Consider the following 15176-nt stretch of genomic DNA (forward strand, 5'->3'; position numbering starts at 1 on the left):
AAGAAAAATAGGATTTTGAGCGCTATGGTAAGAACAGAACGAAAAGAAAGGACTGAAGAAATGAAAACAGAGATCATAATCCGGGATCTGAACAAATCCTATGGAAAGAAACAGGCGCTCAAAAATGTGGACCTGCGCATCGGTAAAGGGATGTTCGGACTGCTCGGAAGGAACGGAGCCGGGAAGACTACTCTGATGAAAGTACTGGCTACCCTGCTCGAAAAGAACAGCGGAAAAGTAGAAATATGCGGCATACCCGTAAGCCATGCCGCAGAGATCCGGAAGATCACGGGGTATCTTCCCCAGGAATTTTCTATGTACCCGAATATGAGAGTCGGGGAAGCAATGGATTATCTGGGCGTGCTTTCCGGACTGACAAAACAGCAGAGACAAGAACGGATCCCTTTGCTTCTTGAACGGGTAAACTTATCAGACAATGCCAGGACGAAAGTAAAGGCGCTTTCCGGAGGAATGAAACGAAGGTTGGGGATCGCCCAGGCAATCCTCCATGATCCGAAAGTGCTGATCGTGGATGAACCTACTGCCGGGCTGGATCCGGAGGAGAGAGTGCGGTTCCGGAATCTGCTCTGTGAGATTGCGGATGAACGGATCGTGATTCTGTCCACACATATTGTAGGAGATGTGGAAGCAACCTGTGAGGAGATCGCGGTCCTGGATGGAGGAAAGATCCTGTTCCGCGGAACAGTAGAAGAGCTGCTGTCTTTGGTTGAGGGAAGAGTGTACAAGGCTGAGGTCAGCAGAAAAGAGCTGGATCGGATCAAATCGTCTTATACGGTGACAAGTATGATCACGCTGGGCAATAATGTGAGAGTCCGTTTCCTGACAGACCGGCAGCCTTTTACAGGGGCCAGAAACTGTGACGCCGGAGTGGAAGACGCTTATATGTATCTGATAAACAGAGAGGGGGATGTTTTATGATACTGACCCTTTTCAGGAAAGAGTGTTCACAGACGGCGAAAAGTCTGATCTACTGGCTCTATGTAGCGTGCCTTGTGCTGTTTTTTTTCAGCCAGATGGGAAGTATGCAGATTCTTCCCCCACCGGTGGAAGGACAGGAGGATTACAGTAACTATGGATTTCGTACGGATATTACGGAGAAAGAGATTATGGAGGCCGGTGCCGGGAGCCTGGTGTGGGCATACTATTATGATGATTATGTGACCTATCCGGTGGGATATGCAAAGCATATCTCTCTGAACAACAAAGAAAAATCGGAGATAGAGGATATCATTTACAGACTGACCGGACTGAAAGCGGACGAGATCGAGGCGGATATTGCGGACTTTTTTGAGGCGAATGCCATTCAGACAACACAATATGAAGTAAAGGTGAAAGACGGACTGACCTATGAGGAGTTCCTGAAGGAGATGGACCGGGTGGCAGAGATTCTGGGGCCGGGCTCAGATTATACGGAAGAACGTCTCAGAGAAAATGTAAGGATCCCTGTGGACTACGAAGGAGCAGTAAAAAATTACCGTGATCTGACAGAAAAGGACGGACTTACCGGTGGATATGCCAGACTGTTCTGTGACTATATGGGAGTGGTGCTGGGAATCCTGCCTGTTTTTGTAACAGCAGTGCGAATGCTCCGAGACCGGCGTTCCCGGATGCAGGAACTGATCTATTCGCGAAGCGCATCCTCTTTTCGGGTCATGGGAAGCCGGTATGCGGCGCTGATCTGTATGCACATGCTGCCAGTCCTGCTTTTATCACTGTTCCCTGCCGCAGAATGTATCCGGGCAGGGATCCAGGGGGCGGATCTGGGTTATCTGGCATGGCTGAAATATGATCTGGGATGGCTGCTGCCGACTGTGATGGCGGTAGTCGCTGTGGGAATGTTCTGCACGGAACTGACAGAGACCGCTCTTGCCGTTCTTGTGCAGGGGGCCTGGTGGTTTATGAGTGTGATGATGGGAGCAGAGGGCATGAAAGGCGGAAGCTATGGCTGGAATCTGATCCCGCGGCATAATACAGAACTGAATTACACCGGATTTGCGGAGGAATTTTCACAGCTGGCCGTGAACCGACTGGCCTATGTGGCTTTGTCACTGTGTCTGGCGGCACTGACGATTTTTATATATGAAAGAAAAAGAAAGGGGTATTTAAGACGTGGCAGGAAAGTATCTGGAGATCACAAAAGTCCAGTTGAAGCATAATGTGTGGCAGCATCTTCTGGTCAGCCTGCTTCTTCTGGCAGCCGCGCCCCTGGTGATGGGGATCTCAAATCTGGATATAGTCCAGAGCGCGAAAGTCCTGGAAACGTATGTGGCACTGATCGGAATTATCCTTTTTGTCCCGGTATTTTTGCCGGAACAGGACAGGGATCTTTGGGATGTGGTAAAGGCACGGTACACAGAATTTACAGCTGTTTATCTGATCCGGATCCTGGTCAGTCTGGTATTTTCCGCGGCTCTGGTGTTCGGCTGTCTTGTTGTGATGAAAGCAGGAAAATGTGAACTGGAACCGATGAAATACTACTTCGGTACCATGGCTGAGGTAATCGCATTTGGAGGAGCAGGGATCTTCACCTATGGGATCACAGATAATCTGATCGCCGGATATATGATCCCGCTGGGATATTATATGGCAGCCCTGGGAGGCGGATACCCGTATCTGAAAAAACTGTATCCTTTTGGCATGCTCACGGATTATGAAACGAAGTACTGGATCCTGACCGTCGGGATCCTGCTTATGGCCTGTGGCCTTTTCCTTTACAGACGAAGGAGATAGGCCCTAGGATTTTTCTTGACAACTCCTTAGAAACTCTTCAAAATGATCTGTGTGCGGACAGCGGGATAAAGGATCATTATCAGAGTTTATAAGGAGTTTTTTATGAACATTATTAATATCGAACATATCAGTAAGGTATATGGAGAAAAAACCATTTATGAGGATGCTTCGTTCGGGATCCAGCAGGGGGACAAGATCGGTATCGTGGGTATCAACGGGACAGGAAAGTCTACTCTTCTCAGGATGACAGCAGGAGAGGAGGTGCCCGACACAGGTAAGATCATCCGGCAGAATGGTTTAAAGATCGGATATATCCGGCAGAATCCTTTCTTTCCCGAAGACGCAGATATCCGTACCTATGCTTTTCGTGGAGACCCGGAAGCGGACTGGCGGGTGGAGAGCGCCTTGATGGAACTGGGGATCACGGATTTTGAACAGAAACTCAAACATCTTTCCGGCGGGCAGAAGAGAAGAGTCGCGCTGGCCAGGACCCTGGCAGAAGAATCAGATGTCCTTCTGCTTGACGAGCCTACCAATCATCTGGATGAAGGAATGATCCGTTGGCTGGAGGAATATCTCAGGGATTACCGGGGAACGCTTCTTATGGTGACCCATGACCGGTATTTCCTGGATCGGGTCACCAACCGGATTCTTGAGATCAGTCATGGAAAGCTGTACGGGTATGAGGCAGATTATTCGGGATTTCTGGAATTAAAGGCGGCCAGAGAGGAGATGGAGCTGGCCTCTGAACGAAAACGAAGGAGCATTCTCCGGATGGAACTGGAGTGGGCAAAACGAGGCTGCCGTGCCAGATCGACGAAACAAAGAGCCAGACTGGAGCGTCTGGAGACGCTGAAAAACGGAAGTTCCCCCGCAGTGGATCGGACAGTGGAGCTGGATTCAGCAGAGACACGGATGGGCAGGAAGACCATCGAACTTCATCATGTGAGTAAAAGTTTCGGCAAGATAAAGATCCTGGAGGATTACAGTTATATCGTACTGCGGAATCAGCGGCTCGGTATCATCGGACCAAACGGGTGTGGAAAATCTACTGTCATGAAAATGCTTGCAGGTATCATCAGCCCGGATGCGGGGCAGATCGAGGTAGGAGAGACCATACGGATCGGATATTTAGCCCAGGAAGAACAGCATATGGATGACTCTCAGCGTGTCATCGACTATGTGAAGGATATTGCGGAATATATCACGACCAGGGAGGGAAAGATCAGTGCTTCCGCTCTGCTGGAACGTTTTTTGTTTACACCGGATATGCAGTACGCGCCGATCGGAAAACTGTCCGGAGGTGAGAAACGCCGCCTGTATCTGCTGGGCGTGCTGGCTGAAAATGCCAATGTCCTTCTTCTGGACGAGGCGGGAAATAATCTGGATATCCCCACCCTGACGATCCTTGAGGATTATCTGAATTCCTTCTCGGGCATCGTGATCGCGGTGTCTCATGACCGGTATTTCCTGGATAATGTGGTGGACAGGATCCTGGAGCTGGACGGGGAAGGGCATGTCACCCAGTATGAAGGAGGATATACAGAATATCTGGAGGCAAAGAAAGGGCGTAAGCCAGAAGCGCTCCGGGAAGATGGCGCCTTTCCTGAGAGGACAGCGGGCCGGACAGGATCGGAAAAACCGTCGGAGAATACAGCTGAGTCACAGGAAAAGAAAGGCCGGGACTGGAAGAAAGATCAGCCCCAAAAACTGAAATTTTCATACAAAGAGCAGCGGGAATATGAGACGATAGACGAGGATATCGCCTCTCTTGAGGAAAAAATAGAGAGCATTGGCCGGCAGATCGAAGCCAATGCCACCAATTCGGTCAGACTGAAAGAATTGATGGAAGAGCAGGAAAAGACGCAGAAAGTGCTGGAGGAGAAGACTGAACGATGGGTGTATCTCAATGATCTCGCGGACAGGATCGCAAAACAGGAATGAAATTGTTTCGAACGCTTGACAAAGAGAGAGACTGTTGGTAATATTATAGAAGATAAAACAGATTGCACTCTGTTTTTTGGGTGAGAAAGGAAGAGAACCATGAGAAGTCAGGTATTTTCACTGCTGGTAGACAACAATCCCGGTGTCCTGAGCCGCATTGCAGGGCTGTTCAGCCGCCGTGGGTACAGCATCGACAGTATCACTGCCGGTATGACGGCGGATCCCAGATTTACCAGGATCACAGTCGTATCTTCCGGGGATGAGCTGATCCTGTCCCAGATCGAGAAACAGGTCAGAAAGCTGGAGGATGTTGTAGATATCAAGGTGTTAAAAGACAAAGAGTCGGTATGCCGCGAGCTGATCATGGTAAAGCTCCGGGCAGACGCGGCGCAGAGGGGAGAGATCATCTCCGTGGCAGACATTTTCCGCGCGAAGATCGTGGATGTGGAGGAGGATTCTCTTATTGTGGAGCTCACAGGAACTCAGAGCAAGCTGGACGCTTTCCTGAACCTTCTGAAAGGGTATGAGATACTGGAACTGGCAAGGACCGGTATCACGGGACTTTCCAGGGGGAGCAAGGATGTGGCATATTTATAATCAATTATTTTAGGAGGAATGTAACATGGCAGCAAAAATTTATTATCAGGAAGACTGTAATCTTTCCCTTCTGGAAGGAAAGACGATCGCGATTATCGGTTATGGCAGCCAGGGACATGCACATGCGCTGAACCTGAAGGAATCCGGATGCAATGTCATCATCGGTCTCTATGAAGGCAGCCGCTCCTGGGCGAAAGCTAAGGCGCAGGGATTTGAAGTCTACACTTCAGCAGAGGCCGCGAAAAAAGCGGATATCATCATGATCCTGATCAACGACGAGAAACAGGCTGCATTATATAAGAATGACATCGAGCCGAACCTGGAAGAAGGAAATATGCTTATGTTTGCTCACGGGTTCAATATCCATTTCGGACAGATCGTACCGCCGGCGAATGTGGATGTTACCATGATTGCGCCGAAGGCTCCGGGACATACCGTAAGAAGTGAATATCAGGCAGGAAAAGGAACTCCGTGCCTGGTGGCCGTAGAGCAGGATTATACAGGAAAAGCACTTGACAAAGCTCTGGCGTACGGACTTGCCATCGGCGGAGCGAGAGCCGGTATCCTTGAGACTACATTCCGTACAGAGACAGAGACAGACCTCTTTGGTGAGCAGGCTGTTCTGTGCGGTGGTGTCTGCGCTCTGATGCAGGCAGGGTTCGAGACTCTGGTAGAGGCAGGATATGATCCCAGGAACGCATATTTTGAGTGTATCCATGAGATGAAACTGATCGTTGACCTGATCTATCAGTCAGGATTCTCCGGAATGAGATATTCTATTTCCAACACGGCTGAGTATGGTGATTACATAACCGGACCGAAGATCATCACAGAAGATACAAAGAAAGCTATGAAGAAAATCCTTTCTGATATTCAGGATGGTACGTTCGCAAAAGATTTCCTTCTGGATATGTCAGAGGCCGGCGGCCAGGCGCACTTCCGCGCTATGAGAAAGCTTGCGGCTGAGCATCCGGCAGAGAAGATCGGTGAAGAGATCCGGAAGCTGTACAGCTGGAGCGACGAGGATAAACTGATCAACAACTGATCAGCTGATTTTGAAAAACAGAAGATGCCCACCGGAACCATGACTGCATCGCAGCTTTTGAGGGAGTGTATGCTCTACATGCTGTCTGTGCGGTGCAGGTGCCGGGGGCATCTTTTTTATCCCGCCCGGACGGGGCGGGGGAATGGAAATACTGCGGAAATGAGAAACAAAGTAGGAGGGACAGAATGTCTGGAAGGACTCAGGCAGAGGAGAATAACAATGACGGCAGGAGCGGCAATGACTTCAGCAGGGGAAGCATCGCCCGGAATATTCTGAACCTTGCGATTCCCATGACATTGGCACAGCTCATCAATGTCATGTACAGCATCGTGGACCGGATCTATATCGGACACATTCCACATGCTTCTATTGAAGCTCTGACCGGAGTGGGACTCTGCCTTCCTATCATCACGATCATCACCGCATTCGCAAATCTCTTTGGCATGGGAGGGGCGCCTCTGTGTTCCATTGCCAGGGGCGGGCATGAAGAAGAAAGAGCGGAGAAAGTGATGGGGAATTCCTTTACCCTTCTTCTTCTGTCAGGGGCTGCCCTGATGCTGGCCTGCCTGATCTTTCTGAAGCCGCTTCTGTATCTGTTTGGCGCGGATGCCGCGTCTTATCCATATGCGCAGGAATATATCACAATCTATCTCTGGGGAACCCTGTTTGTCATGACCAGCCTGGGAATGAATAATTTTATCAACGCGCAGGGGTTTGGAAAGATGGGAATGCTTACGGTCCTGCTTGGAGCTGTGCTTAATATCATACTTGATCCTGTATTTATCTTTACCCTGGGAATGGGAGTCAGAGGAGCGGCTGTCGCTACGGTTCTGTCTCAGGGAGCGTCCGCGTTCTGGGTCCTTCGATTCCTGACTGGAAAGAAAGCGCTTTTGAAACTGAGCAGAAAGGGAATGAAACTGGAATGGCCTCTGGTAAAGCAGATCACTCTCCTGGGCACTTCGGGATTTGTCATGTCCGTCACCAACGGGCTGGTGCAGATCGCGTGCAATGCGGTACTGGCACGAAAGGGAGGCAGCCTCTATGTGAGCATCATGACAGTCATCAATTCTGTTCGTGAGATCATCACCATGCCCATCACCGGACTGACTTCCGGCGCGCAGCCGGTGATCGGATACAACTATGGAGCGGGATGCTTTTGCCGGGTAAAGTCCGCGATTAAATTCATGAGTGTGGGCTGTATCGTATTTTCTCTGGCAGTCTGGGCGGTGCTGTTTTTCGAACCCGGTTTTTTTATTCATCTGTTCAGTCAGGAGAACGAGCTGATCCGGGAAGGGGTTCCCGCCATGCGCATTTATTTCTGCGGTATCTTTATGATGGCCCTGCAGTTTGCCGGGCAGTCCACCTTTGTGGCGCTGAACCGTCCGAAGCAGGCAGTGTTCTTCTCTTTGTTCCGCAAGGTGATCATCGTGATCCCGCTGACCCTGATGCTTCCGATGATCAGCGGACTGGGGATCCACGGCGTGTTCCTTGCCGAACCTATTTCAAATGTAATCGGCGGAACCGCCAGTTTTGTTACGATGCTGATCACAGTCTGGCCGGAGTTAAAAAAGAGTACAAAAAAGACATCCGTCTGACGGTGAACGGATGTCTTTTTCGTTACTTTATGTTGATAAACGACAGGATCATGCGATCCCATTTACAGCTTTTGACAGACGGGAGATTTTCCTGGAAACGGTCTTTTTATGGTAGACACCTTTGCTTCCTGCCTTGGAAATCTCAACGATCGCTGCGTGCAGGGCCGTCTTAGCGGACTCAGCGTCCTTCTGTGCGACTGCAGTCTCAACTTTCTTGACCGCTGTTTTCACTTTGGACTTGATTGCCTTGTTCCTTGCAGCTTTTGTCTCGTTTACTAAAATTCTCTTCTTAGCAGACTTAATGTTAGCCAATCTGTACACCTCCAAATATCACTCGAAATTCAAATTATGGATATGTGTTCCGGCAGATTCGGACACGGACGCTCCGCTGAAACATACTCATTCATTTTATGCTAACTGGAAAGGGTTGTCAATACATATTTTAAGAAATGTTGAGAAAACTACTGATGAAATGAAAGATAAAGCGAGGATGAGAAATGTTGAGAAATTACAGTGTAAGGACAGATCTTGCCCTGGAGGAAAAAGAGCAGTTTGAGTCGGATAATGTGGAGATCCCTGGAGTAGTTCTGGAAGAAGATTATGACGAAAAAAGCGAGATCCGGGTGACTCGGGTGGAAATCGAGACAGAAAACGGCGCGAAAGCGATGGGAAAACCAGTGGGGACCTACTTAACACTGGAGACTCCGAACCTGGCGGTGCCCGACGAGGAAAGTCATGTGGAAATCGCGGAAAAACTCTGTGGTTATATCCGGGAGCTGATCGATAAAAATGATGTCAGGAAAGACAAAGACCTGTCTGTTCTCGTGGTAGGGCTCGGAAACAGAGAGGTGACACCGGATGCGCTGGGTCCGTATGTGGCTGACCATCTGTCCGTTACCCGTCATATCGTAAAAGAATATGGAAAATACGCCATGGGCATGGAACGCGCGGACATGATCAGCGCCATTGTGCCGGGAGTCATGGGACAGACCGGAATGGAGAGCGCGGAGATCGTCCGGGGGATCATCCGGGAGACCCACCCGGATATCGTGATCGCGGTGGACGCGCTGGCAGCCCGCAACAGCAGGAGACTGAACCGTACGGTCCAGATCGCGGATTCGGGGATCCATCCCGGCTCCGGAGTAGGAAACCACAGAATCGGGATGACAAGGGAATCTCTGGGTGTGCCGGTGATCGGAATCGGAGTCCCCACAGTAGTGGACGCGGCCACGATCGTAAATGATACGATGGAAAATTTTATCCGTGCTCTGGAGTCTTCCCAGTCTTTAAAGGGAGTGGGAGAGGTGCTCAAGTCCTATAACGAGGGAGAAAAATATGAATTTGTAAAGGAACTGATCGCGCCCCATCTGAACGGAATGTTTGTGACGCCCAAAGATGTGGATGAAATGGTACATCATATCAGCCATACAATTTCAGAAGCAATCAATATGCTTTTTGCGTCCGGAAGAGAGATGGAGAGTGCAGACAGGGCTTAAGGATAAGAAATGGAGGATTATCTTCTGCCAGTCAGATGGCGTCAAAGGTATATCCGGCGTTTTAACCGCATAGAATTTCAGGAGGATGACCGGAGTCTTCCTGAAAATCCCATGCCGGAAAGGAATGCTGCTTATATGGACAGATTGAGGAAGGGAAAGATTACGCAGGTAAAGATGACAGTCTTAGCAGTTTTTTCCCTTGTCTGTGTCGCCTGGATCATGGCGGACGGATTTGACGGGAACTGGCGTTATCATTTTCAGAAACAGCTTTTTACAAATGTAGAAGAAATGTACATGCCGGGGCTTGCCTATCTGAACCATACTCCGGGAAAGGGAGTACAGGAATGGGTGAAGGAGAAGGCACTGGCATGGTTCCCTCTGGCAAGCTACGCCGAGGATCACGCTTACAAAGATCCCTCGATCGAAGACGAAGAGACAGTGGCGAAAATACTGGAGGCCCAGGCAGGAGATGAAAACGCAGTGGACGAAAACGGAAAGCTGATCGGAGATCCGGATGAATCAGAGGCAGCGGCACAGTCGGTTACTCCGACGGTAGACATGTCGATCGAGAAACTGCGGGATTTCGATTATCTTCTCAGTAATTTCTATACAGTGGACAGTTCTACCATGATCGGACCGGACCAGCTGAACGCCGATGATCTCCTGGGCAGGAGCATGAAGATCGACAACACGACAGGGGGCCCGAAAGTCCTGATTTTTCATACGCACTCTCAGGAGGAGTTCGCAGATTCTACACCGGGAGATCCTGCCACCAGCATTGTAGGCGTGGGTGAATATCTTACCCGGCTGCTAAACGAAAGAGGCATTGAGACGATCCATGATACCGGCGTCTATGATATCATCAACGGACAGCTGGACCGTAGCAATGCCTATGAAAACGCGGAGGCTTCCGTACGTCCTATCATCGAGGCAAATCCGACTCTCGAGGTGGCGATCGACCTTCACAGGGACGGAGTAGCGGAGGATACGCATCTGGTCACGGAGATCAATGGAAAACCAACCGCGAAGATCATGTATTTTAACGGTCTGAGCCGGTCACGGACAAACGGCGACATCGATTATCTGTACAATCCCTATATTCAGGATAATCTGGCTTTTTCCCTGCAGATGCAGCTTGCGTCCGAAAGTCTGTATCCGGGATTTGTCCGGCATATCTATCTGAGAGCCTATCGGTATAATCTGCATCTGCTTCCGAAGTCGCTTCTGATCGAGGCCGGTGCGCAGACGAACACTGTGGAAGAGATGATGAACGCAATGGAAGTGCTGGCTGATACTCTGTGCCATGTGATCACAGAGGAATCATAAAAGGAATCAAAGAACCTGCACTACAACCACTATATTCGCCGTTTTTTGTATTTACAACCACAAAAACTAGTGGTATATTATGTAATGGCATGCTCTGTTCATCAGAGCAGAAGGGAGAATATAAATGGCAGACAAGAATACATATGATGCAGGCAGTATCGCGGTACTGGAAGGTCTGGAAGCGGTCAGAAAACGGCCGGGCATGTATATAGGAAGTGTGTCCACAAAAGGACTGAATCATCTGGTCTATGAGATCGTGGATAACGCGGTGGATGAGCATTTGGCAGGATATTGTTCCGAGATCCATGTGACACTGGAAAAGGACGGATCTGCCACCGTGTCAGACAATGGGCGCGGAGTTCCGGTAGACATGCATGAGAAGGGAGTGTCAGCGGCCCGTCTTGTCTATACGACGCTCCACGCGGGAGGAAAATTTGACGGGTCTGCCTACAAAACAAGCGGAGGACTGCACGGCGTCGGCTCTTCCGTGGTAAATGCGCTTTCCGCTTATATGGATGTGAAGATCAGCAAAGACGGTTACATCCATCACGACCGATATGAGCAGGGAATTCCCGTGATCGAACTGGAGGACGGACTGCTTCCCAGGATCGGGAAGACGAGAAAAACCGGGACAACCGTTAATTTTCTCCCGGATGACACGATTTTTGAGAAAACTGTTTTCCGCGCGGAGGAGATCAAGAGCAGGCTCCACGAGACGGCATATTTAAATCCGGAACTCACCATTATTTTTGACGATAAAAGGCCAGAGGCACCGGAACATATCGAATACCACGAGCCGGATGGAATCCTTGGATTTATAAAGGATTTGAACAAAAAAAAGGAGATCCTTCATGAGCCGGTTTATTTTAAAGGAGAATCGGACGGCATTGAAGTGGAGGCGGCTTTTCAGTATGTGAATGAATTTCATGAAAATGTGCTTGGTTTCTGTAACAATATCTATAATTCAGAGGGAGGCACACATCTGACAGGGTTCAAGACTACATTTACTACAGTTATGAACCAGTATGCCAGAGAGCTGGGAATCTTAAAAGAAAAGGACGCGAATTTTACCGGAGCGGATATCCGGAACGGCATGACAGCTATCGTCTCCATCAAGCATCCGGATCCCCGATTCGAAGGACAGACAAAGACAAAGCTGGACAACCCTGACGCCGCGAAAGCGGTCAGCAAGGTGGCCGGAGAGGAGATCGTCCGTTATTTTGACCGGAATCTGGATATTCTGAAAACAGTCCTTTCCAGCGCGGAGAAAGCTGCGAAGATCAGAAAGACCGAGGAAAAGGCCAGAACGAACCTGCTCACAAAACAGAAGTATTCTTTTGACAGCAACGGAAAGCTGGCCAACTGTGAAAGCCGGGATCCGAAAAAATGCGAGATCTTTATCGTAGAGGGAGATTCGGCGGGAGGTTCCGCCAAGACTGCAAGGGACCGGAATTTCCAGGCCATCCTTCCTATCCGCGGCAAGATCCTGAACGTAGAGAAGGCCAGCATCGACAAAATTCTTGCCAACGCGGAGATCAAGACGATGATCAATGCCTTTGGATGTGGATTTTCTGAAGGGTACGGAAATGATTTTGATATTACGAAACTGCGGTATGACAAGATTATCATTATGGCAGATGCTGATGTGGACGGAGCCCATATCTCGACCTTGCTGCTGACCCTGTTCTATCGTTTCATGCCGGAGCTGATCTATGAGGGACATGTTTATATCGCCATGCCTCCACTGTATAAGGCTATGCCGAAAAATGGGGAGGAGGAATACCTCTATGATGACAAGGCGCTGGAAAAATACCGGAAGACCCATTCAGGTCCGTTTACACTGCAGAGATACAAAGGACTGGGCGAGATGGATGCCGAACAGCTCTGGGAGACGACGCTGGATCCTGAGAGGCGTCTTTTGAAACTGGTGGAGATCGAGGATGCCAGGATGGCTTCCAGTGTGACAGAGATGCTCATGGGTACAGAGGTCCCTCCGAGACGCACCTTTATCTATGAGAACGCGACGGAGGCAGAACTTGACATCTGAGTGAGATGCCAAAGAGGAATCTGATATTCTTAGAAGGAGACAGTACATGAACAGTGAATCACAGATCATAAGGACAGAGTACTCTGATCTTATGAAGAAATCCTATATCGATTACGCCATGAGTGTCATTATCGCCCGGGCGCTGCCTGACGTAAGAGACGGACTCAAACCGGTACAGCGCCGCACTCTGTACGACATGTATGAACTGGGGATCCGTTACGACAGGCCCTACAGGAAATGTGCCCGTATCGTAGGCGATACGATGGGAAAATACCATCCTCACGGGGACAGCTCGATCTATGAGGCTTTGGTGGTCATGGCTCAGGACTTTAAGAAAGGACAGACTCTTGTGGACGGCCATGGCAATTTCGGCTCCATCGAGGGAGACGGGGCTGCGGCCATGCGATATACGGAGGCAAGGCTGACGAAATTTACCCAGGAAGTATGTCTTGGTGACCTGGACAAGAATGTCATTGATTTTGGCCCCAATTTCGACGAGACGGAAAAAGAGCCACTGGTCCTTCCCGTGCGGGTGCCGAATCTTCTGGTAAACGGCGCGGAAGGGATCGCGGTAGGTATGGCGACCAGCATACCGACGCACAACCTGGGAGAAGTGATCGACGCGGTAAAGGCCTATATGAAAAATGACGCCATTACTACCCGGCAGCTTATGAAATATATTAAAGGACCGGATTTCCCGACAGGCGGCATCGTGGTCAACAAAGATGATCTGCAGGACATTTATGAGACGGGCCAGGGTAAGATCAAGATCCGCGGTAAAGTAGAGATCGAGGAGCAAAAAGGCGGCAGAAAACAGCTGATTATCAGTGAGATTCCCTACACCATGATCGGCACCGGGATCGGCAAATTCCTGAATGACGTGGCGAATCTGGTAGAGACTAAGAAGACCACGGATATTGTAGATATTTCCAATCAGTCCTCAAAAGAGGGAATTCGCATCGTGCTGGAGCTCAAAAGAGGAGCGGACGCGGAAAATCTGAAGAACATGCTTTATAAGAAGACCCGGCTGGAGGATACGTTCGGAGTCAATATGCTGGCCGTGGCAGACGGCCGCCCGGAGACACTGGGGTTAAAAAAGATCATTGAGCATCATGTGGATTTCCAGTTTGAGCTGGCTACCCGGAAGTACCAGACACTTCTGTCCAGGGAACAGGAAAAAAGCGAAGTGCAGGAAGGACTGATCAAAGCCTGTGATGTTATTGACCTGATCATTGAGATCCTTCGCGGGAGCAAATCCGTAAAGGATGCCAGAGCGTGTCTTGTAAACGGAGTGACAGATAACATCACTTTCAAGTCCAATATTTCAAAGAAGATGGCCGCTCTGCTCAGATTTACAGAACGTCAGGCCACCGCTATCCTGGAGATGCGGCTGTACCGGCTGATCGGGCTGGAGATTGAGGCCCTCCGTGCGGAACATGAGCAGACGCTTAAGAATATTGCCCGTTATGAGGATATCCTGAATAATTACGATTCCATGGCAGGCGTTATCATGGAGGAGCTGGACGCGTTTAAAAAGGAGTACAGCGTGAAGCGGCGTACAGTCATCGAAAATGCGGAAGAGGCGGTCTTTGAGGAGAAAAAGATCGAGGAGCAGGAAGTGGTGTTTTTGATGGACCGGTTCGGATATGCAAGGACAGTGGATACCTCTGTTTATGACAGAAACAGGGAAGCGGCGGACAGCGAGAACAGATATGTGGTCCATTGTATGAATACAGGAAAACTGTGTATTTTCACAGACAAGGGAAGAATGCATCAGGTCAAGGTGCTGGATGTGCCTTACGGTAAGTTCCGGGATAAAGGGACACCTATCGATAATATCAGCAATTATTCCACCAGTGAAGAGCAGATCGTCATGGTCTGTGATGCGGAACAGATGCGGTTTTCCCATCTTATGTTCGCTACGGCCCGGGGAATGATCAAGCAGGTAGAAGGTACGGAATTTCAGGTGGCAAAAAGAACGATCGCGGCCACCAGGCTTCAGGAAGAAGATTCCCTGATCGCGGTAAAGGTGATCAATGAGAGCCAGCAGGTGGTGCTGCAGACGAAAAATGGCTATTTTCTCCGGTTCCCGGCCCTGGAGGTGCCTGTGAAGAAAAAGACGGCAGTGGGCGTACGGGGGATTCGTCTGCAAAAAAAGGATGAGCTTGAAAATGTCTATCTGTTTGAAGAGGGAACAGAGACAAAAGTACCTTATGGCGAGAAAGAAGTCACGCTGAACAGGCTGAAAGTGGCAAAAAGGGACGGCGTGGGGATCAAATCCAGGTAAAAAGAGGTAAAATCCCGGGAAATATGCGAAAAACACTTGATTTCTATGTGAAAAGGTGTTAAAGTCTCTTATAGTTACATAAGGGATC

General features: G+C 49.6%; 12 protein-coding genes. 11 read left to right on the forward strand and 1 reads right to left on the reverse strand.

Going from position 1 to position 15176, the window contains the following annotated elements:
- The first annotated feature begins 60 nt into the window (after positions 1-60).
- The 7 genes from BQ7367_RS11485 to BQ7367_RS11515 all read left to right on the forward strand — a co-directional run bounded on the left by BQ7367_RS11485 (position 61) and on the right by BQ7367_RS11515 (position 7932).
- The gene (locus tag BQ7367_RS11485; protein ID WP_072526199.1) at positions 61-939 is read left to right on the forward strand and encodes an ABC transporter ATP-binding protein; all 879 of its coding nucleotides are present in this window, start codon (positions 61-63) and stop codon (positions 937-939) included.
- The gene (locus BQ7367_RS11490) at positions 936-2177 is read left to right on the forward strand and encodes an ABC transporter permease (protein ID WP_072525559.1); all 1242 of its coding nucleotides are present in this window, start codon (positions 936-938) and stop codon (positions 2175-2177) included. The genes BQ7367_RS11485 and BQ7367_RS11490 overlap by 4 nt, the downstream gene beginning before the upstream one ends.
- A complete protein-coding gene (locus BQ7367_RS11495; protein WP_072525560.1) occupies positions 2131-2751 on the forward strand; it encodes a hypothetical protein in 621 nt (206 codons plus the stop codon). The genes BQ7367_RS11490 and BQ7367_RS11495 overlap by 47 nt, the downstream gene beginning before the upstream one ends.
- A 102-nt stretch (positions 2752-2853) precedes the next feature.
- Positions 2854-4695, forward strand: a complete 1842-nt coding sequence (locus BQ7367_RS11500) for an ABC-F family ATP-binding cassette domain-containing protein (protein WP_072525561.1) — start codon at positions 2854-2856, stop codon at positions 4693-4695.
- Positions 4696-4794: 99 nt separating this feature from the next.
- On the forward strand, positions 4795-5292 hold the full coding sequence (gene ilvN / locus BQ7367_RS11505; protein WP_072525562.1) for an acetolactate synthase small subunit: 498 nt from the start codon (positions 4795-4797) through the stop codon (positions 5290-5292).
- A gap of 25 nt (positions 5293-5317) precedes the next feature.
- On the forward strand, positions 5318-6337 hold the full coding sequence (gene ilvC / locus BQ7367_RS11510) for a ketol-acid reductoisomerase (RefSeq protein WP_072525563.1): 1020 nt from the start codon (positions 5318-5320) through the stop codon (positions 6335-6337).
- A 185-nt stretch (positions 6338-6522) separates the two neighbouring features.
- Complete coding sequence (locus BQ7367_RS11515; RefSeq protein WP_072525564.1) at positions 6523-7932, forward strand: MATE family efflux transporter; 1410 nt, start codon at positions 6523-6525, stop codon at positions 7930-7932.
- Positions 7933-7980: 48 nt separating this feature from the next.
- On the opposite strand, the gene rpsT is transcribed toward BQ7367_RS11515, so the two are convergent.
- Positions 7981-8244 carry a 30S ribosomal protein S20 gene (gene rpsT / locus BQ7367_RS11520; protein WP_072525565.1) on the reverse strand — a complete coding sequence of 88 codons (264 nt, stop codon included), beginning with the start codon at positions 8242-8244 and terminating at the stop codon, positions 7981-7983.
- A 185-nt stretch (positions 8245-8429) separates the two neighbouring features.
- Between rpsT and gpr the strand changes: the two genes are divergently transcribed.
- The 4 genes from gpr to BQ7367_RS11540 all read left to right on the forward strand — a co-directional run bounded on the left by gpr (position 8430) and on the right by BQ7367_RS11540 (position 15088).
- The gene (gene gpr, locus BQ7367_RS11525; RefSeq protein WP_072525566.1) at positions 8430-9428 is read left to right on the forward strand and encodes a GPR endopeptidase; all 999 of its coding nucleotides are present in this window, start codon (positions 8430-8432) and stop codon (positions 9426-9428) included.
- 135 nt (positions 9429-9563) lie between these two features.
- Positions 9564-10754, forward strand: a complete 1191-nt coding sequence (gene spoIIP / locus BQ7367_RS11530) for a stage II sporulation protein P (protein WP_072526200.1) — start codon at positions 9564-9566, stop codon at positions 10752-10754.
- A gap of 124 nt (positions 10755-10878) precedes the next feature.
- A complete protein-coding gene (locus BQ7367_RS11535) occupies positions 10879-12801 on the forward strand; it encodes a DNA gyrase/topoisomerase IV subunit B (RefSeq protein ID WP_072525567.1) in 1923 nt (640 codons plus the stop codon).
- Positions 12802-12847: 46 nt separating this feature from the next.
- Positions 12848-15088 carry a DNA gyrase/topoisomerase IV subunit A gene (locus tag BQ7367_RS11540; protein ID WP_072525568.1) on the forward strand — a complete coding sequence of 747 codons (2241 nt, stop codon included), beginning with the start codon at positions 12848-12850 and terminating at the stop codon, positions 15086-15088.
- Positions 15089-15176: the final 88 nt, after the last annotated feature.

This window comes from Clostridium sp. Marseille-P3244 (genome assembly GCF_900120155.1).
In the GTDB taxonomy this organism is placed as follows: domain Bacteria; phylum Bacillota; class Clostridia; order Lachnospirales; family Lachnospiraceae; genus Mediterraneibacter.

Coding starts and splice junctions, on each gene's coding strand:
- BQ7367_RS11500 (WP_072525561.1), top strand. CDS start 2,854: ATGAACATTATTAATATCGAACATATCAGTAAGGTATATGGAGAAAAA.
- ilvN (WP_072525562.1), top strand. CDS start 4,795: ATGAGAAGTCAGGTATTTTCACTGCTGGTAGACAACAATCCCGGTGTC.
- BQ7367_RS11490 (WP_072525559.1), top strand. CDS start 936: ATGATACTGACCCTTTTCAGGAAAGAGTGTTCACAGACGGCGAAAAGT.
- ilvC (WP_072525563.1), top strand. CDS start 5,318: ATGGCAGCAAAAATTTATTATCAGGAAGACTGTAATCTTTCCCTTCTG.
- spoIIP (WP_072526200.1), top strand. CDS start 9,564: ATGGACAGATTGAGGAAGGGAAAGATTACGCAGGTAAAGATGACAGTC.
- gpr (WP_072525566.1), top strand. CDS start 8,430: ATGTTGAGAAATTACAGTGTAAGGACAGATCTTGCCCTGGAGGAAAAA.
- BQ7367_RS11485 (WP_072526199.1), top strand. CDS start 61: ATGAAAACAGAGATCATAATCCGGGATCTGAACAAATCCTATGGAAAG.
- BQ7367_RS11535 (WP_072525567.1), top strand. CDS start 10,879: ATGGCAGACAAGAATACATATGATGCAGGCAGTATCGCGGTACTGGAA.
- BQ7367_RS11515 (WP_072525564.1), top strand. CDS start 6,523: ATGTCTGGAAGGACTCAGGCAGAGGAGAATAACAATGACGGCAGGAGC.
- BQ7367_RS11540 (WP_072525568.1), top strand. CDS start 12,848: ATGAACAGTGAATCACAGATCATAAGGACAGAGTACTCTGATCTTATG.